This is a genomic window from Romboutsia sedimentorum (genome assembly GCF_030131845.1).
Classification (GTDB): domain Bacteria; phylum Bacillota; class Clostridia; order Peptostreptococcales; family Peptostreptococcaceae; genus Romboutsia_D; species Romboutsia_D sedimentorum.
In genome coordinates this window covers 166,460-185,371 of the sequence record NZ_JASKYM010000003.1, presented here as the reverse complement: position 1 = coordinate 185,371, position 18,912 = coordinate 166,460, and the positions used below count along the sequence as shown (strand labels likewise).

Below are 18,912 nucleotides of genomic sequence, written 5' to 3'. Positions count from 1 at the left end.
ATAAATATAATTTATATAGTTTTAAATTAACCAAATTTTTACATATAAAAAATACACTGATAATATTATCAATGTATTTTTTATGGGCTTCAATAAATCATATTAAAATATATCTCTAATTTTAGAATAATCATTACCTAATTCTTTTTTCATTTCATCTTTACAGATATCAGCACCTCTGTAGAAATACATATCGTGACGGACACATTCTCCAGCCATAGATATCATAGGTTTTGATTTGGTCCATATTACTTCTGCTACATTTCCGCTTAAAATTTGACCAAAAACAACTTGTTTGTTGTCAGATACAAGGGTAATAAATCTTCCACCCATCTCTTCGTACTTTTGTTTTAACATACCATGCTTAACATAATTGTTAAGTGGAAGAGTAGACTTTTCATTTTCACTAAAAAATACAACTCCTATTTTAATTCCCATAGATTGCATCTGCACTACTTCGTCAATTATTTCGCTAATATCTTCTTCCCATACTTGAATTAATAATTCTTTTTCTGTACTGTTAATAATATTTCTACATTTTGCAAAAACATTATTATACTCTTTGATATGCCATATAGACTCTAAGTCTGTAACTGCTTCATAGTCTTTTAATTGTACATCTAATTCATCTAATGTGTAATTCATATCTCGTTTAATCTTTTGAGAAATTTCATTTATAGGTATAGATGTATAACGTGTATTTCCATCATTTTCAGAAAATAAAATAAATCCTTTTCTAACTAAGGACTCTAATGTATTATAAATTTTTGAACGAGGAACTCCAGAAAGCTTACTAGCTTCATATCCCGAATTATTTCCATGCTTTATTAAAGTCAAATAAACTTTTGACTCTGCATCTGTCAGTCCTATACTCTTCAATAAATTTATTTTTTCATCTATCATATATTTCACCTTTTTCTTTATAACATATAATCTCTCATGTACTGCGTCTAACGGCTACTGTATCATATATGTTATCCTTAGTAAATAGGGCAGTTGCAATATATTATTTAATATTTTACAACTGCCCTTTTAATTTTTTTATTAGATTAATTCCATTCAGTTCCAATACCAGCTTCTTTAGCTTTTATATATATCGCTCTAGCAGTCATTAAATCAAGTAGACCTACTCCAACGTTTTTATAAACAATAATTTCATCATCATTCTCACGACCAACTACATTTCCAAGTAATACATCTCCAATATCACCAGTAAAATCTTCTTTAGTTATAATCCCCTCTTCTAAAGGTATTAATATATCTCCAGATTCTGACAATACAGCTTCTTGTGAGTCAAAGTATATCTTTGATGTTCTTGGAAGAATTGCTGGGTCCATCTCTTGCATATGATGTTGATACGAACCAACACAACTTACAGTAGCACCCTTTTTAACTTTAGTTCCATCAAATACAGGTGTATTTGAAGGTGTTACAGTAACAATTATATCTGCATCAACTATAGCTTCATCAGATGAGCTAGCTGCTACTATTTCAGTTTTATATTCTTTTAAATCTTCTTTCATTTTATTTACAAAAGCTTCTGTTCTTTCTTTATTTAAATCATACACCTTAACAATATCTAGGTCACGAGCAACCATCATAGCTTCTAGTTGAGCTGAAGCTTGACCCCCAGTACCTATTAATGCTCCTATTTTTGCACCTTTTATAGCAAATAAATCAAACGCAGCTCCTGAAGATGCTCCTGTACGTAATTGTGTTACATATGTTCCATCTAAAATAGCGCTTACTATTCCCGTTTTTCCATCTATCAACAATACTTGAGCTGGAGCAGTTGGTAAATTTTCATTAATATTTTCAGGGAATATATTAACTACTTTTAATCCAGCAACATCTAGTTCTTCTACATAAGATGGCATAAATAAAAATACTCCATTATGATTTGGTGCTTGTATTGTCGTTCTTAGTGGAACCTCACTTTTCCCCTCAGAAAATAATTTGAAAGATAGCTTATTTGTTTCTATAGAATCTTTCATTGTAAATATCTTTTTGATATCATCTTTTGATAATAATAACATTTAGTCCTCCCATATCTTTATACTATAGTTAAAAATATAACACTAGTATATCCTTTTAGTAACTACTAACTTTACTATAATTATAGCAACTTTTTATACATTGTCAATCAAGCTATTAAGGCTTTTAACTAAATTATAATATTTAATATATTTTATAATATATCTATAATTTTAGTAGCTATATTTTCTCCAAAGCATTGGTCATGCTCAACAAATAACATAGCAGGCTTCTCTTCAAGAATCATATTCTCTATTTGTATACGAGAAATTACATCTATAAAATTTAGGGGTTCATCCCAAATATAAAGCTTTGTTGGTTCACATAAACTTGCTGCAATAAGTAGCTTTTTTCTTTGCCCCTCACTCCACTCTTCTATATTTTTTTCAAATTGAGCATTTTTTACACCTAATTGATGCAAGCTACTTTTTAAATATTTTTCATCTATTCCTTCATCAGTAGAAAAATCTTTAATTTTCCCTTTTAAAAAATCTGTTTCTTGAGAAACATAGGATATATTATTTATCTTTTCTATATAACCTGTATAATTCATTTCTTTACCCATTAATAATTTTATTAGACTTGATTTACCACAACCATTTTTTCCTCTAAGCCAAACACGCTCTCCTGGTTTAATTTTAAAACTTATAGGCTCCTTAAATACTTCTCTTTGATATGTTATTTGTAAATCTATAACTTCTAATAACTTCTCTGAATTTACATATATGTTGTCTATTTTAAGTTTTTCTACTTCTTCTGTATTTTTTAGCAATTTTGATTTTTCTTCTATTGCTTTATTCTGACGTTTCTCTAAACACTTAGCTCTTTTCATCATTTTTGCAGCTTTATGTCCAATATACCCTTTATCTACAGGACCATTACCTACCTTAGTGGCTTCTAATTTATCAGACCAATTAGATTTTTGTTTAGCTGTTGTTTTTAACCTATTTATATCTTTAAGTAATTTTTTATTTTCTGCTTTTTCAAACTCATCCCTTCTATAATTATTTACTTGCCATGTAGAGTAATTGCCTTTTTGAATATCTATATTATTCTTATTAATAGATAAAACATGATCAATAGTTTTATCTAAGAAATTTCTATCATGTGAAACTAATATAAAACCTTTCTTCTTCTCTAAATATTTAGCTACACATTCTCTACCTTCTGCATCTAAGTGGTTGGTAGGTTCATCAATAAGTAAAAAGCTATTTTTTCTAAGAAATAAAGCTACTAATAGTAATTTAGTTTGTTCTCCAGAGCTTAATGTTTTAAAAGTTCTATCAAGTATTTCTGGATTTAACCCTATTTTTCTTACTTCCTTTTCTATCATTTCATTTATGATATATCCATCATAATATATAAAATTGTCTAGTACTTCTCCATACTCTTTTATATATTTAATATCGCTTGAATACTCCTCTAACTCTTTTTCCCATTTAGTAAAAGAGGCAATTGACTGCCTCATAACCTCTAATGCAGCTTGAGTATCATCCTCTATATCCATAGGAAAATAGTCAAAGTTCACTGGACTTATTATCTGACCGCTGTATTTATACTCTTCTTTTAAGAGTTTTAAAAAGGTCGTTTTCCCTCTACCATTTCTACCTATTAATCCTAATTTCCAATCAGTATCTATATCTAGAGATACATTTTTAAATATATCTTCTCCATGAGTATCATATTGAAAGCTTAAGTTATTTATTTTAATTTGTGCCATAATTATCCTCTCCTTTTTTAAGGAAATAAAAAACTTCCTTAACTTAAATAGCATTTATTGCTACTCAAAGATAAGAAAGTTGTTATATACAAATATTATGACATACAAATAAAAGCTATAATTGCTTTTGTTTGAGTGATTTAGTTATAACATTTAATCTTATTTTAACTTTAAGTAGCTTTTAGGTTTACTTAATAAAACATCTATTTTGATGCTTAAAAACCTAATCAAACTATATTATTGTTATTTTAAATAAGATTAATTGTTCATTTTATCTAATCACCTCTATGTCTATTTTTTATTATTATAGTGCTTTTGAAATTTAATTGCAACTCATTCTATTAATTTAAACTATTCTATCTAGGATAACCTACACAAACTATTTAGGTAAATTATAGTTTATTTTCCTATTTCATAATTCATTATTTCGCCATTCTTTTGTTCTTTTGATTCTAATTTAGTTAAAAATATTATTGCAGTTATTGTCGTTATAATCTCAGCAAATGTAAATGATAGCCATACACCATTCATTCCCCCAAATGCTATAAGAATGAATAAAATAGGTATAATAGCTATACACCCACGCATTATAGAAACAACAAAAGCACTCTTCATTTTTGCGGTTGCACTTAAAAAGGCTGCTATAACAATATTAGATCCAGCAAAGAAAAACCCGGTAAAGTATAACCTTAACCCATTTGTAGCAATAGGAACTAGCTGTGCATTATTTTCACTGTTAAAAGCAGCAATAATATTATCTGATAAAAATAAAGTCAATATATATATAACAGTTGCTATACCTAAAGATAAAGTAATAGCATATTTTAATACTCGCTTCATTAATATACTATCATTTTTTCCATAGCCCTCGCTTAGCAGTGGCTGTATTCCTTGTGCGATTCCTGTAAATATTGAAATTACTACAAGTGCTACGTTTGCAACTATTCCATATGCCGCTACTCCTACAATTCCTGTAAGATCCAATATTACAAGATTAAATAGAATAAGAACAAGTCCTGATGAAATTTCCGTAATAAATGCCGATAAACCAAGTCCTAAAATATTTATTATAGCTTTTATATTTACCTTACATTTTATAAATTTAAAATTATTGTTTTGTTTTATAAAATGTGAAGATAAAATACAAAGACTTATAATCGGCGCAAGTCCTGTAGCAAAAGCCGCCCCAAACATTCCCATTGAAAACGGGAAAATAAAGATGTAGTCAAGAACAATATTTGAAAAACTCCCTATAAGCATGGCTGCCATAGACAATCTTGGGTTTCCATCATTTCGTATAAATGCAAGCATTATATTGTTTAGGATAAAAAATGGTGAAAAGCAAAGTATTGTTGTTAAGTAATTACTTGCCATTGTTAATGTAACACCATCTGCTCCAAGTAGCTTTGCGATTGGTGTTGATAAAAATATTCCTACAATAAGCATAATAATTCCTACAATCATTCCTATGATAACAGTGTTAGAAAAAATCGAATTAGCCTTTTCATCTTCATTTTGTGACTTTAAAATACTATGTTTTGTTGCACCTCCAATACCAATCATCAAGCCTGCACCATTGATGATGCAATAAATTGAAATAGAAAAGTTCAATGCAGCTAGTCCATTGGATCCAAGAGCATTAGAAACAAAAAAAGTATCTGCAAGGATATAACAGGACAGACCTATCATTCCTATAACATTAAGGCTCACATATTTAAAAAAGTTTTTTAGTACGTAGTATTTATTCATATAAAACCTCCCATAAAAAAATGCCCAGACAACATTCCTTCTAAGACCTAATGGAATGTGTTTGAGCACTTTGATTTGTTTCACTCGGTAGCAAAACAAAAGTATTTATTTACTTATATATTTAATATAATATCATGCATATACTAGTTTTTCAATATATAAAATATATTTAGAGTTTTTATTTATAATTGTAGATTTTATATTCCCCTATTTTTTTATACATGAAATGATGGAAACGAATCGATGGGATAATACCCGCGATTGTTTATTTTTATTTTTTTGATATAAACTTTACATAAATCGTCAATAATTATATCCCTTGATGTCATAGCCAAGTCACTTGTAATTTGGATTACTTTTAGATTATTATACCTTCAAAATGATCTACTTCATGCTGAATAATTTGTGCAGTAAATCCTGTAAAAACTTGTTTATGTTTATTAAAGTTTTTATCTAAATATTCTACCTCTATTGTTTCATATCTAGTTGTTTTTCTAGAGCCAATTAAAGACAGGCAACTTTCTTCCGTCTCATAAGAATTCTCTTTTTTTAGTATAACTGGGTTTACCATAGGAACTATTATATTACCTGCACTAAATACCAATATACGTTTTTTTACTCCTATCATATTAGCTGCCATGCCTACACAATGCTCTAAGTTTGCCCTTAATGTATCGATTAAATCATTAATAACTCCTGCATCCTCTTTATTTGCAGGTTCTGATTTTTGTTCTAAAAATAATATATCCTTTACAACTTCTCTTATCATTATTGTTCCAGCCTTTCTAATTTATTTGTCTTAATTAATATCTATACTATAAAATTATACTCTAATACATTAGGTTAGTGTAGTCATCGAATTATTTATATATGTAAAAAATGTATTGGCTTTATACCAATACATTTTTTATGCTTAAACCATAAGAATATAATTAAATTTTGCTTAAGTAATATTATTAATTATCTTCTTCTATATCTACTTTTGTATCTATTTTTATATCTTTTGCTATATCTATTTCTTTTTTTTCTTCTATTAATAAGTTTAATACTATAAGCTATTATTACTGCTGCTAGGGCAACGCCTATAATAACAGTAGCATACAGTGCAATATTTGCTTTAATTAAATCAAATATTGATATATCTACTTTTCCTAATACTTTTGACTTATGATTTGGTAATGAAAGTGTCAATTCTACTTCTTTATTCGCTAACTTCCATGCACTTTTATCTTTATTTTTGTATTCTAGTTTTGCATTTTTATCATTGATATCATTTTTATAATACATTACATCTTTTGATGCTATAATCGGAGCTTTTACACTCTTTTGGGGTCCAAAAAATCCAAATGCCTTATATTCTAAATCTACTGTACCAACTTTTTCTCCAGCTTTTTTGTATATTTGCTTTTTATAGTCGTATCCATAATCCGCAATTTTTTTTGTATCACTAAACACAGTTGTAGCATCTGCTCCATACTGAGATTTAAGAGCTACCGTAACTAAATTTCTACCATCTCTTTTAAAGAAACCAACAAAACAATGACCTGCTTGAGTTTCATTTCCTGTTTTTCCACCTACATTACCATTTTGACCAATAATTTTATTTCTTGATTCAACAATAATAGGTGTGCCTGATAAATCAATAGATGTTTTTTTATATTTATCTGAGATTATATCTCTAACCCATTCATTCTTATATGCTTCACTTGCGATTATTGCTATATCATATGCACTCGATAAGTTAATTTCTTTACTCTTTGGATTTAGAGCATTACTCTCTAATCCACATGGATTTACTATATGTGTATTTTTTAATCCAAGAGATTTAACTCTATCGTTCATCATCTTTACAAAATCATTACTATTTCCAGCCACAGAATCTGCCATTAAATATGCAGAATCATTAGCAGAAAAAATCAAAGCTGCTTTCATAAGATCATTACTTGAAATTTTATCACCAACTTTAATTTTTTTAAAGTTGTTTAATGATGTTTGAGTAGTTTTAAGCGCATCTTTAGTAAACAGAATCTGATCTGATTTTGAAGTATTCTCTGCAAAAATTAATGATGTTAATAACTTAATTGTACTGGCTACAGGTCGCTGTTTTTCAGCATTATTTGATGCAACAACTTCACCAGTATCCATATCCATAACTATCGCTGATTCAGCAATTATTCCTTGGAATTTACCTGCATTGTTTTGTGCACTGGCTACACTATTAGCAGATGTTACTGTTAATATTAAAAGTGTAAGAATCAGTGCCTTAAAGGACTTATGTATTTTCATTTTAAACCTCATTTCTATCATATATTCTACTGAAGTATACCATATTAAATATAGTACAACAATAGTGTAGTGACAGCATTTGGCATAATCATACATATTTTATACTAATTTTAAAAATGGCATGAGTCCCGGTAAGTACCGTACTCATGCCGCTAAAAAGTGAACCTATCAAAGAGTTCATATTTTTCTATTTTGTATATCCTATAGATTTTTTAGGACATTTATTTACACATCTACCACATTGTATGCAGTCATAATGAGTTAAAACGTCTCCAATGCACCCACAATCAAAAATGCTATTAAAATTAAATATTACTATTTTTTCCAAAGTTTTAATAAGTTGCTCATATATATCATCCTTAATGTTATTAATAATTTAATCAATAATTTCGTTGATGTTTTTATTATATAAATTTTATTAAGATTACATTATAAAGAAATAGTATACTAATAAAATAGCTCCAAGTACTATTCTATACCATCCAAATACTTTGAAATCATGCTTTTTGATATATCCAACAAGGAATTTAATTGCCCATAAAGATACTACAAATGCAACTATCATACCTACTACTAGTACTATAAGTTCAAAACTTGTAAATGTAATCCCAAATTTAACTAACTTAAGTAAACTTGCACCAAACATAACAGGAATAGCTAAAAAGAATGTAAATTCAGCTGCAACCTCTCTTGAAATCCCTATTAATAAAGCTCCTAAGATTGTAGCTCCTGAGCGCGATGTTCCTGGAAATACCGCTGCTATTAACTGAAATAAACCTATAATTATAGCCATTTTGTAAGTTAATTGATTTATATTTTTTACTATTGGTTTTTTTCCTTTATTATAGTTTTCTACTACTATAAATAAAACACCAAATACTATAAGAGCTATAGCTACTGTTTGGAAATTATAAAATAATGCATTTATCTTATCGTCCCAAATTATACCAACTACTGCCGCTGGTATGCAAGCTATCACTATTTTAATCCACATTATAAATATATCTTTTTGTATAAATGGTTTCTTTTTTAATGAAAAAGGAAAAATCTTTTTCCAATATAAAACTACAACGGCCATAATCGCACCTAGTTGTATAACTACGAAGAACATTTCTTTAAATGCCTCTGACATACCTAATTGTAAAAATTCGTCTACTAATATCATATGTCCTGTACTACTTATTGGAAGCCACTCTGTAACTCCTTCAATAACACCTAATATAATAGCCTTAAATATTTCTATTAACTCCATTACTCTTACCTCATTTCTTGTATACATTTTTTATCTATGTCTTAATATTAGTTTATATTTTTAAATGTGTCTATCTTAAAATCTTACATAAACATTACATCCGTGTAATGTTTTAAACTATGTAGACAAAAAATAACTAGTGATAAAAATACCTTTAGTTGCTGTTACTTAATTATAAAATAAAAAACACATTGACAATTTAGTCAATGTGTTTTTCGTAGATTTCAATGGTAGAGACGATTCATTAAAATCATATCCACGATTTCTTAATTATTATTTATTTCTTATATATATTTTCTTACCTTCATTATTTATATGATCTATTAACTTCTCATTTGTTATTGAAAATAATTTTTGTATATATGTTATATCTCTGTCTAGCTAAGCATTAGATTTTTCTTTTATATTATGAGTATTCCAAGTAAATGATAAAAATACTATTGCTAATATCGAAGATATTATTAGCATTATAAATCCTCCATCCCAATTAAATTTATCAACTACCATACCCATTCCCAACTCAGCTAAAACCTGTCCTCCCATATACCCAAATAAACCTGTAAATCCTGCTGCAGTTCCAGCTGCTTTTTTAGGTACAAGATCTAGTGCACTTACCCCTATTAACATAACAGGTCCATAAATTAATGCTCCTATTGATGCCAATGCGCAATTTATAGCAAAAATACTTGTACTTTTCCAGTATACTATTGTTGCTATAGATACTCCAACCATACATATTATCCCCATTGGAGCACGTCTACCATGGAATATACGATCACTAATCCATCCAACTATAATAGTTCCAGGTATAGCTGCATATTCAAATAATGCAAATGCTATAGAAGAATCTTTTGGGTCAAAATTTCTAACTTCTTGTAGGTATGTAGGAACCCAACTTATAACACCATATCTAACTAAATATACGAAAACGTTTGCTATGGCTATACACCATAAAAATTTATTATTTAATACATACTTAAATAGAATTTCCTTAGCACTAAGTTCTTCTTCAGCATCTTTAACTTCAACCTCATACTCTGGATAATCATTTTTAAATTCTTCAATTGGTGGTAACCCAACAGATTGTGGAGTATCTCTTGCAAATATAATATATACTAGTCCACCTACAATTGATATTATTGCTGGTAAATAAAAAATACCTTTCCATGTTCCAAATAATGATACTCCAATTAATGCAATTGTAGCTATAAATCCTCCACCTACATTATGTGCAGTGTTCCAAATAGACATTTTTATACCACGTTCACTATCTGAAAACCAGTGAGTCATTATCCTACCACATGGAGGCCATCCCATTCCTTGAAACCATCCATTTAATAACATTAAAATAAACATAAAAGCAATATTAGTTGTATTTGGTAAAAATAAATTTACTATACCAGACAATATAAGACCTATCGCTAAGAAATATCTTGGGTTAGATCTATCTGATACATTTCCCATTACAAATTTACTAATACCATAGGATAATCCTAAAGCTGATGCAATAAATCCTATCTCAACTTTTGTAAACCCCTGTTCTATAAGATAAACCTTTGATAAAGCAAAATTACTTCTTACAAAATAGTATATAAGATATCCTACATAAATACTTATAAACATCTGGATACGATATCTTTTATACGTTGGAGCTATTTCTTCTTCTGGTAGCCTGTTTACATATGGTGCTGGCCTTAAAAATTTTAACATTAAAAATCCCCCTTTACGCTAAAAAAGCCAAGCTAAGCCTATATTAGTACTGTTAATATACTAATATTTTAAGGCTTGTGCTTGGCTCCAATTCTCTAACGCACATTATATTGTATTTTCTCTAAACTTTTTATCCTTTTTATCCTCAACATGAATTTTAGCATATGACACTTTATTTTTCAACATTTTTTAACAAATATACATATTAACGCTCCTACTAAATTTATTTCATTATTAGTTTTTAATCTATTAATCATATCACATATACATTGTATACTATAATTTTCCATTCTTAATAAATTAATCACTTTTAATAACTTAATTTCATCCTCAGTATAAACTCTATAGTTATTTTTTCATTTAGTATATGTAAATATATCAACGGTTTCCTATTTTTTTTAAATTAGATAAATATAGGCTCTGTTAGAAAATTACATAACAGAGCCTATATATTAAATCAGTTTATAATTATAGTAGTTTTATCTAATACATTATCATAAATCCATTGAGCATTTTCTACAGCTAATCGAATACATCCATGGCTCAAGGCCATCCCAAGTCTATCATCAATTATTTCAGTTCCTGCTGCATTAAATAAAATTGAATGATAGTAGTAGCTACCTCGAATTCTAGTAGCGTATTTTACTCTATAAGTATCAGAGCCAAAGTAAGGCTTTCTACCGCTAACATAAAAGGTGCCCTTAATAGTTGGTGTACTCGGTTTACCTATTGTACATTCCCACTTATACAGTAAATTCCATGAACCATCATAATTTTTTTCAAATATATAAGTATACTTATTTTCTAAATCGGTCGTAATTAAATTTATAGTGGGGCTTTTAATTTGATTATCATTTACAAACTTTGTCATATCCGTATAAAAGTACTTAAAATCATATTCTTCAGGTGGATTTCCATCATCAGAAAGGAAATAGCTAAATATATATCCTTCTTGATTGTCATACATAGCATGACTCCAGTCTCCATTTACAGATAACACTTGTACTATAGATTTTGGAGGAATTATAGTTACTGGATTTGACTCAGCAGATGGATAAGACCTTAAAGTAACATCTGTCCATGTATATTTTGTTTTGGATAAATAATCACTATATACATACCCTCTTTGTCCATTATATGATACTTCATACCAATCTTCTTCAGCTTCGATAACTTGAACCTTAGACCCTGCCGGTATTACAGTGATTACATTTGAAGAAGTAGATTTTTCTTCTCTTAGATTAATATTAGCTAAGGTGTACTTATATGAATTTTGTTGTTGTCTTTTATATTTTTTCATACTTCACCTCTAAACTTACTTTTTATAATATCCTATGAGACTTTTTCTTTATTTAGCACTATTATAATCAAAACTAGCTGATACAAAATTTTTAATTATTCTCATCTCCTATGTTTATAATAAATCTCTTATTAAAACAAATTAAAAATGAGAAAAGACTATATTTAGAATATATCTTTGATACTAAAAAACACATTGATAAAATTATCAATGTGTTTTTCGTGGATTTCAATTGTGGAGACGATTCATAGGAATAATACCCACTATTTATTATAATATCTCTAAATTAATTTTTAAACATATTTACTAATTTATTAAATGCGTTTTCATTTCCATTTCCACCAACCTGAGTTATCTTCTTAGGCTGTTTTTTAGATAATAAACTTTGTTGCTTCTCATTTAAATCATTTCCTACTATAACTACTGGTGATTTTTCTTCAGATGCTAACACGCCTACTGCCAGTGCATCTATTAAATTTTTCGGATTATTCATTCCATCTTTCGCAACAAATATGTTATTTAATTCTTCACTTGTGTAGAACTTTTCTAATATAAGTGAATTAGTTTCATTTCTATCTATCCCACCTATTCTTTCCGGATTTGGTAATTTATTAGCTATTGTGTTTGATACAGCTACTTCACTTCCAATAACGTAAGATTTATTTATATTATTATCTTTTATGTATTGATCAAATACCTTAGTTCCTTCATTTGGTGATGCTAATACTATTGGAATATTTTTTTCTGCTGCAATTGGTGCAATACTTACTGCATCAGGAAGCCCTGTTTCTCCATTTACAACTGCTATTGCTGATGGAAACTTTGGTAGTTTTTTAGCTATCTCTAAAGATGTCTTGTATCTATCATTTCCACTTATTCTCTGTACAGTAATCTTCATAGATTTTAATTCATTTATAACTGAATTTAATACAACGCTCTCTCCACCTATTATATAAACATTTTTAGCGTTAAGTCTTAATATTTCTTTTTTAGTTTCACTATTTAATTTATTTGCTTGTGTTAAAAGTATTGGTGCGTTATTATAGTCTGCAAATGGTGTTGCACTAAGCGCATCTACCATTGAAGTTGAGTTTACTATTACTACATTATTTGCACTATCCCATCCTTCACTACTTACCTTTGTAGCTGTTTGATAGGCATTATCTCCAACTAGTTTCTTTGCATATACAGTAGACTCTGGTTCATTTCCTTCTCTATTTTTAGTACTATAATGCACATATGACCATTTATCAATTACTTTTTTTATTTTACTCTCATTATCATATACCTTAGTATATGTACCTTCTTTTTCCGCCTCTACTGTGTATGTATCACCTTTTTGCTTTATATCTCCATCTATATATAACTCTACTTGATTCTCTGTACTACTATTATCACCCTTCTTCAAAACTATTGCATCTTGTTTTGCACCATCTATCTCTAACATTCCTTTTACTCTTACCTTCGACCCTGATTCTTTGCATGCTTCTGCATATATTGCATTGTCTCCTGGATTTGTTATTTTTACATTCTCTAATTCTACACTTCCTCCTTCTAAACGTATTGGTGCTCCATAGTAACCACCATTTATTTCAGTATTGATTATCTTCGCTATTCCATATTTACCTTCAGAATATGAGGTTGAAATATAACTATTTTTTAATTTGCTTGAATTTACAAGTAAATTCCCGCTACCATTTACTGATGTATTATTCATTTTTATATTTTCTAATGATAAATTTCCTTTCAAAGGTATGTATAAACCATTAAGTTCGCTGTTGTTTAATATATCTAAAGTTTTTCCTTCTACAGTGTATATTGATCCCCTATTTAGCTTTAAATTATCTATTTTTGTATTTGCATATGTATTGAACCAATTTGCCCCTGTACTATTACTTATTGTGTATCCATTTCCTTTTATTTCTTTTTCATTTCCATTTATGTCTATATCGAACGGTTCACCTTCACTTGATTTTATGTCTATATCATTCATTAGCTCTATTGCTTTTATCCTTGGATCTTTTAATGTTTTTAGTAACTGATCTCTATCAAATACTTGTACAAATTGATTTTCATGGTTAGGAAGTGCTGGCTTATTTCCTTCTCTATTTTTTGTATTGTAATATGCATTTGAGAATATGTCAGTTCCTTTTTCTATTTTACTATTATCATAATATACCTTAGTATATGTACCTTCATTTTCTGCTTTTACTGTATATGTATCCCCTTTTTGCTTTATATCTCCATCTATATAAAGCTCTAATGGTATATTTTTATTACTATCATTCTCCATACTCAACAATATTGCTTCTTTTTCTGCACCATCTACCTCTAATATGCCTTTTATTCTTATCTTTTGTTCTACTTTATCTGTTGTGTAACTTCCTACTACATATATTGCGTGACTACCTGGATTTATTATTCTTACATTCTCTAATTCTATATTGCCTCCTCTTGAATATATTGGTGTTTTATCGATTTTAATACCTGTTTCAATCGTCTCCTTGCTACCATTTATTTCAGTATTAATTATCTTTGCCATTGTATTGCTATCTCCATAATATCTAATTGAGCTATCTTTCATTTTAATTGAATTTATAACTAAGTTTCTTTCACTACGTATTACTGTATTATTTACTTTTACATTTGCTAATGTTGCATTCCCGTAAAAATTTGTGCTTCCATTATTTATTTCACTGTTGTTTACTATATCTAAATTAATTCCACGTTCACTTGCTATCCTTATTTGATTTAGTTTTAAATTATCTATTTTTGTATTTGTACGTACCCATATTGATGTATCTGTTTTGCTACTGCTTACTGTGTATCCATTTCCTTTTATTTCTTTTTCATTTCCTTTTACTTCTATACTAAATGCATAATTTGGATCTCCCTTTATGACTATATCATTCTTTATCTCTACTGTTTTTATATTTTCATTTTCTAAGGCTGCTATTAACTCTTTTTCATTTGTTACTGATACAACCTCTGATTTTGTATAATCAGAAGCCTGTGAAATTTTTTCTTCTGTATTTTTTTCTATTGTAGTTTGCTTTTTATCATCTTCTAATGCATATGATAGTGTTGTGATTTGTGTACTCGTAGCTATCACTACCCCACATAAAATAATTCCCATATTTTTATTATATTTTTTCATATTACTCTCCCCTATACTTTTAGATTCCCTCTTAAATGGCATCATTAATTATAATTGTATCATGGTAGCTTTTTATTTGTTGTTGTTTTAAAATATTATATTAACTCTAACTAATTTTTCTATTTCTACCTCACAATAGACACCATTGCCCTTAAATATCAGTTCCCACTATCAAGCCGACAACTGACTTTCCCCATAAAGTTGTCTCCAATTCCAAGCACAAATAAAAGGCATCGGCTATTTAGCCAATACCTTTTCGTAGATTTCAATAATAGAGGTCAATCATAGAAATAATACCCACTATTTATTATAAATTAAAGTTATAAAATTTTTCCTAAGTTGATAACAAGTTCTCCTATTGCTTCTACATACTGATTTACTATTCTATTTGCAATTTCATCTGATAAAGCTTCATTATAAATATGTGAAGTAGCATTTCTATCTTCTAATAAATTAATCCAAACTTTATCATCTGATATTAAGTTATTTACATATGCTTTTTTATAAATAGTACGTGGAAATGAATTTTCAAGAGTAACACCTAAGTACTTCATAGCTTCTTTAAGCGTTTTATGTGTTAATTCATAAGTAAACTCAAAACGTTGAATTAAGCTATCTCTAACAATTTCATCTTTTCCATCATAAAGATTACTAACTTCTACTAATTTATTATAAGCTTTTTTTAAATTCATATATTTAAATTCTACACTTTTCATAAATAATAATTCCTTCCTTATTAACTTGCTCTATAAAAAATTGATCTTTAACTGTATTCATATGCGAAAAATCATATTCTAATAAAGTTTTTGTATTCATTTCTATATCTTCAACAAACTCTGTTAGTGATTGTTGTGAATATATAGCTAAATCAATATCACTTTTTAAATCATTATCTCCTCTTGCTCTAGATCCAAAGATAACTACTTTTTCTATATATTCATGTCTTTCACATATTTTTATTATTTCATTAATTATTGTTATATCTAATTTCAAATATATCATCCCTTTAATCACTTTTTATATTTTTTATTTATTAATTACCTCGATATTCTATTTATTATATACCAAAATAATAACCTTTAATAGCTTACTTACTAATATATACATCTATTTCTTCTCAATCATCGGGTATAGTATTGGGTATATGTCCATAGTTTAGAGATATTTACTACCTAACAGTCTATCTATAACTACATCTAAACTCTTTTCCAAATAAGATTTAAATACTGTATTTTATCTTCTATGAATTTCACTTAATTTGTTTGATATATAACAAAAAAGATATTAACATTAATTTATGTCAATATCTTTTCGTGGATTTCAATGGTGGATACGAATCGCAGGAACAATTCCCTGATTATAATAATATCTCCAAATTAATTCTTAAATATATTTACTAATTTATTAAATGCATTTTCATTTCCACTTCCACCAACCTGAGTTATCTTCTTAGGCTGTTTTTTAGATAATAAACTTGCTTGCTTATCATTTAAATCATTTCCTACTATAACTACTGGTGATTTTTCTTTAGATGCTAACACGCCTACTGTCAATGCATCTATTAAATATTCTGGAGTCTTCATTCCATCTTTCGCAACAAATATGTTATTTAATTCTTCACTTGTGTAGAACTTTTCTAATATAAGTGCATTAGTTTCATTTCTATCTATCCCACCTAGTCTTTCCGGATTTGGCAATTTATTAGCTATTGTATTTGATACAGCTACTTCACTTCCAATAACGTAAGATTTCTTTATATTATTATCTTTTATATATTGATCAAATACCTTAGTTCCTTGATTTGGTGATGCTAGTACTATTGGCATATTTTTATCTGCTGCAACTGGTGCAATACTTACTGCATCAGGAAGTCCTGTTTCGCCATTTACAACTGCTATTTCTGATGGTTTATTTGGTAGTTTTTTAGCTATTTCTAAAGATGTTTGGTATCTATCATTTCCACTTATTCTCTGTACAGTAAGCTTCATAGACTTTAGTTCATTTACAACTGAATTTGATACAACGCTCTTTCCGCCTATTATATAAACATTTTTAGTCTTAAGTCTTAATATTTCTTTTTTGGTTTCACTATTTAATTTATTTGCTTGTGTTAAAAGTATTGGTGAGTTATTATATTTTGCAAGTGGTGTTGCACTAAGCGCATCTACCATTGAAGTTGAGTTTACTATTACTACATCATTTGCACTATCCCATCCTTCATTACTTACTTTTGTAGCTGTTTGATAGGCATTCTCTCCAACTAATTTATTTACACATACAATAGACTCTGGTTCATTTCCTTCTCTATCTTTAGTACTATAATACGCATTTGACCATTTATCAATTACTTTTTTTATTTTGCTCTCATCATAATATACCTTAGTATATGTACCTTCATTTTCCGCTTTTACTATGTATGTATCCCCAGTTTGCTTTATATCCCCATCTATATATAGCTCTACTGGATTCTCTATACTACTATCACCTTTTTTCAAAACTATTGCATCTTGCTTTGCACCATCTATCTCTAATATTCCTTTTACTCTTATCTTCACTCCAGATTCTTTGTTTCCTTCTGCATATATTGCATGATCTCCTGGATTTATTATTTTTACATTCTCTAATTCCGTACTGCCTGAGTCTAAGGATATTGGCGCATCACCATATCTCTTACCACTTATTTCAGTATTGATTATCTTAACTATTCCATCTTTATCTCTAGAAGTTGAAATATTGCTATCTTTTATTTTGCTTGACTTAACAACTAAACTTTTTTTACCAGATATAAGTGCATTATTTGTTTTTACATTTTCTAACAAGATACTACCATCTGAATCTAATGATTCTATAGTTGAGGTATTTATTTCACTATTATTTACTATATCCACATTGTTTCCTTCTGTAGACGATATCCTTATTCCATTTAACTTTAAGTTATCTATTTTTGTATCGGTATATGCAGTTATCCATTTATATTTTGGCATATAATCATCTAGGATAGTCTTTATCGCATATCCGTTTCCTTTTATTTCTTTTCCATCACCTTTTATAGATATATCATTCTTTGTATCTAAGAGTATATCATTCTTTATGTCTATTGTTTTTATACTTAAATCTTCTAATGCTGATACTAACTGTGCTTCATTTCTTACTTCTACAACCCCTGATTTTACATAATTAAAAGACTGTTGTACATTTTTTTCTATTGTAGTTTGCTTTTTATCATCTTCTAGTGCATATGATAGTGTTGTGATTTGTGTACTTGTAGCTATAACTACCCCACATAAAATAATTCCCATGTTTTTATTATATTTTTTCATATTACTCTCCCCTATACTTTTAGATTCCCTCTTAAATGGCATCATTAATTATAATTGTATCATAGTTGATTTTATTTGTTGTTGTTTTAAAATATTATATTAATTCTAACTAATGTTGTGAACATATTAAAAACACTCATATCCAATGGATAAGAGTGTTCGTAGATTTCAATGTTAGAGACAAATCGTAGGTGTAATACTCACAATTAAGTTCAATATTTATATGAATGTATCTTCCTTTAACCCAATTCTTAAGCCATTTGGATCATAAGTAAATATATATTCAGGCATTGGACCTGGTGATGTTTTTATATTTTTACTTTCTAGTAAAGCTACTATATCTTCTAAATTATCTACCTTAAATACCAATGATACTCTACTTTT

Annotated in this window: 15 protein-coding genes and 1 pseudogene; all 16 read right to left on the bottom strand. The window is 28.4% G+C overall.

Annotated elements, in window-relative coordinates; translation table 11 throughout:
* Nucleotides 1–102 precede the first annotated feature (102 nt).
* The 16 genes and pseudogenes from QOZ84_RS09065 to QOZ84_RS08995 all read right to left on the bottom strand — a co-directional run bounded on the left by QOZ84_RS09065 (nt 103) and on the right by QOZ84_RS08995 (nt 18,897).
* Nucleotides 103–903: a TrmB family transcriptional regulator gene (locus tag QOZ84_RS09065; protein ID WP_284132636.1), complete on the bottom strand. Its 801-nt coding sequence runs from the start codon at nt 901–903 to the stop codon at nt 103–105.
* A 146-nt stretch (nt 904–1,049) separates the two neighbouring features.
* Nucleotides 1,050–2,036 carry an ornithine cyclodeaminase family protein gene (locus tag QOZ84_RS09060; RefSeq protein WP_284132635.1) on the bottom strand — a complete coding sequence of 329 codons (987 nt, stop codon included), beginning with the start codon at nt 2,034–2,036 and terminating at the stop codon, nt 1,050–1,052.
* Nucleotides 2,037–2,188: 152 nt separating this feature from the next.
* Nucleotides 2,189–3,754, bottom strand: coding sequence for a ribosomal protection-like ABC-F family protein (gene abc-f, locus QOZ84_RS09055; protein ID WP_284132634.1), 1,566 nt, complete (start codon nt 3,752–3,754; stop codon nt 2,189–2,191).
* 399 nt (nt 3,755–4,153) lie between these two features.
* Entirely contained in the window at nt 4,154–5,503 is a 1,350-nt protein-coding gene (locus QOZ84_RS09050) for an MATE family efflux transporter (protein WP_284132633.1), read from the bottom strand.
* A 358-nt stretch (nt 5,504–5,861) separates the two neighbouring features.
* Entirely contained in the window at nt 5,862–6,272 is a 411-nt protein-coding gene (locus QOZ84_RS09045) for a peptide deformylase (protein WP_284132632.1), read from the bottom strand.
* A 191-nt stretch (nt 6,273–6,463) separates the two neighbouring features.
* A complete protein-coding gene (locus tag QOZ84_RS09040; protein ID WP_284132631.1) occupies nt 6,464–7,789 on the bottom strand; it encodes a D-alanyl-D-alanine carboxypeptidase family protein in 1,326 nt (441 codons plus the stop codon).
* 187 nt (nt 7,790–7,976) lie between these two features.
* Entirely contained in the window at nt 7,977–8,117 is a 141-nt protein-coding gene (locus QOZ84_RS16665) for a 4Fe-4S binding protein (RefSeq protein WP_284132630.1), read from the bottom strand.
* 96 nt (nt 8,118–8,213) lie between these two features.
* Nucleotides 8,214–9,041, bottom strand: coding sequence for an undecaprenyl-diphosphate phosphatase (locus QOZ84_RS09030; RefSeq protein ID WP_284132629.1), 828 nt, complete (start codon nt 9,039–9,041; stop codon nt 8,214–8,216).
* A 381-nt stretch (nt 9,042–9,422) separates the two neighbouring features.
* The gene (gene pgtP / locus QOZ84_RS09025; protein ID WP_284132628.1) at nt 9,423–10,751 is read right to left on the bottom strand and encodes an MFS transporter; all 1,329 of its coding nucleotides are present in this window, start codon (nt 10,749–10,751) and stop codon (nt 9,423–9,425) included.
* Nucleotides 10,752–10,930: 179 nt separating this feature from the next.
* Nucleotides 10,931–11,092: pseudogene (locus QOZ84_RS16660) on the bottom strand (hypothetical protein); the annotation flags it as partial.
* A gap of 116 nt (nt 11,093–11,208) precedes the next feature.
* A complete protein-coding gene (locus tag QOZ84_RS09020) occupies nt 11,209–12,051 on the bottom strand; it encodes a L,D-transpeptidase family protein (protein ID WP_284132627.1) in 843 nt (280 codons plus the stop codon).
* A 286-nt stretch (nt 12,052–12,337) separates the two neighbouring features.
* Nucleotides 12,338–15,208 (bottom strand): cell wall-binding repeat-containing protein, encoded by a 2,871-nt coding sequence (locus QOZ84_RS09015; RefSeq protein WP_284132626.1) that lies wholly within the window; start codon nt 15,206–15,208, stop codon nt 12,338–12,340.
* 320 nt (nt 15,209–15,528) lie between these two features.
* On the bottom strand, nt 15,529–15,924 hold the full coding sequence (locus tag QOZ84_RS09010) for an HI0074 family nucleotidyltransferase substrate-binding subunit (protein ID WP_026902185.1): 396 nt from the start codon (nt 15,922–15,924) through the stop codon (nt 15,529–15,531).
* The gene (locus QOZ84_RS09005) at nt 15,905–16,201 is read right to left on the bottom strand and encodes a nucleotidyltransferase domain-containing protein (protein WP_284132625.1); all 297 of its coding nucleotides are present in this window, start codon (nt 16,199–16,201) and stop codon (nt 15,905–15,907) included. The genes QOZ84_RS09010 and QOZ84_RS09005 overlap by 20 nt, the downstream gene beginning before the upstream one ends.
* A gap of 383 nt (nt 16,202–16,584) precedes the next feature.
* Nucleotides 16,585–18,528, bottom strand: coding sequence for a cell wall-binding repeat-containing protein (locus QOZ84_RS09000; RefSeq protein ID WP_284132624.1), 1,944 nt, complete (start codon nt 18,526–18,528; stop codon nt 16,585–16,587).
* A gap of 219 nt (nt 18,529–18,747) precedes the next feature.
* Nucleotides 18,748–18,897: a VOC family protein gene (locus tag QOZ84_RS08995; RefSeq protein WP_284132623.1), complete on the bottom strand. Its 150-nt coding sequence runs from the start codon at nt 18,895–18,897 to the stop codon at nt 18,748–18,750.
* Between the last annotated feature and the right edge of the window lie 15 nt (nt 18,898–18,912).

What these genes read in the sequence shown, in the direction of transcription:
- QOZ84_RS09000 (WP_284132624.1), bottom strand. Translation starts at nt 18,528, where the DNA reads ATGAAAAAATATAATAAAAACATGGGAATTATTTTATGTGGGGTAGTT.
- QOZ84_RS09020 (WP_284132627.1), bottom strand. Translation starts at nt 12,051, where the DNA reads ATGAAAAAATATAAAAGACAACAACAAAATTCATATAAGTACACCTTA.
- QOZ84_RS09010 (WP_026902185.1), bottom strand. Translation starts at nt 15,924, where the DNA reads ATGAAAAGTGTAGAATTTAAATATATGAATTTAAAAAAAGCTTATAAT.
- QOZ84_RS09045 (WP_284132632.1), bottom strand. Translation starts at nt 6,272, where the DNA reads ATGATAAGAGAAGTTGTAAAGGATATATTATTTTTAGAACAAAAATCA.
- QOZ84_RS09015 (WP_284132626.1), bottom strand. Translation starts at nt 15,208, where the DNA reads ATGAAAAAATATAATAAAAATATGGGAATTATTTTATGTGGGGTAGTG.
- QOZ84_RS09060 (WP_284132635.1), bottom strand. Translation starts at nt 2,036, where the DNA reads ATGTTATTATTATCAAAAGATGATATCAAAAAGATATTTACAATGAAA.
- QOZ84_RS09040 (WP_284132631.1), bottom strand. Translation starts at nt 7,789, where the DNA reads ATGAAAATACATAAGTCCTTTAAGGCACTGATTCTTACACTTTTAATA.
- pgtP (WP_284132628.1), bottom strand. Translation starts at nt 10,751, where the DNA reads ATGTTAAAATTTTTAAGGCCAGCACCATATGTAAACAGGCTACCAGAA.
- QOZ84_RS09065 (WP_284132636.1), bottom strand. Translation starts at nt 903, where the DNA reads ATGATAGATGAAAAAATAAATTTATTGAAGAGTATAGGACTGACAGAT.
- QOZ84_RS09030 (WP_284132629.1), bottom strand. Translation starts at nt 9,041, where the DNA reads ATGGAGTTAATAGAAATATTTAAGGCTATTATATTAGGTGTTATTGAA.
- abc-f (WP_284132634.1), bottom strand. Translation starts at nt 3,754, where the DNA reads ATGGCACAAATTAAAATAAATAACTTAAGCTTTCAATATGATACTCAT.
- QOZ84_RS09050 (WP_284132633.1), bottom strand. Translation starts at nt 5,503, where the DNA reads ATGAATAAATACTACGTACTAAAAAACTTTTTTAAATATGTGAGCCTT.